The following is a 656-nucleotide window of genomic DNA, read 5'->3' on the forward strand; positions in this document are numbered from 1 at the left end:
CGTCCTTGAAATTCGATATAACCTGCCGGACGCCATACTCCATAATCTCCAGTTCGGTACAATCGGCCCAGCTCTGGATGTTCCACAAACGATTCCCGGGTTCTCCGTTCATCATTTAGATAACCTGCCGCAAGCCCCATTCCACCAATGTACAGTTCCCCTTGTACATCCGCCGGGCAAGGCTTCAGCTCATAGTTCAGCACATACATCTGCTGGTTCGCCAGCGGTCTGCCATAAGGTATCGAGGCGGTCTGTCCATCCCATTCCTCGATTGGGTAGTAGATGGACCAAATCGAGGCTTCTGTTGCTCCTCCCAGGCTAATCACTTCTGCATGCGGACAATGTCGCTTTATTTTCTCAGGCAGGTGCAGCGGTATCCAATCCCCGCTAAGCAACACCGTTCGAATTCCATCATTGTGAAAGTCAGCCGCGACATTGGCAAGCACCATTTCCATAATAGCGGGTACGGAATTCCATAAGGTGATGCCTTGATACTCTATCGTGTGTATTACATCGTCGACATCCCGCTGATCGTCAATCAATACCAATGCCGCTCCGGCTGCCAAGGCGCCGAACAGATCATACACAGACAGATCGAAACACATGGAGGACAAACCTATCATTCGGTCCTGCTCATGGATGCTGAATTTATGATT

Annotated in this window: 1 protein-coding gene; it reads right to left on the reverse strand. The window is 50.3% G+C overall.

Annotated elements, in window-relative coordinates:
- On the reverse strand, positions 1-656 hold a 656-nt coding region (locus AC6EJC_RS26840; RefSeq protein ID WP_444956520.1), incomplete at both ends, for an AMP-binding protein.

Source organism: Paenibacillus sp. TY11, from assembly GCF_059772165.1.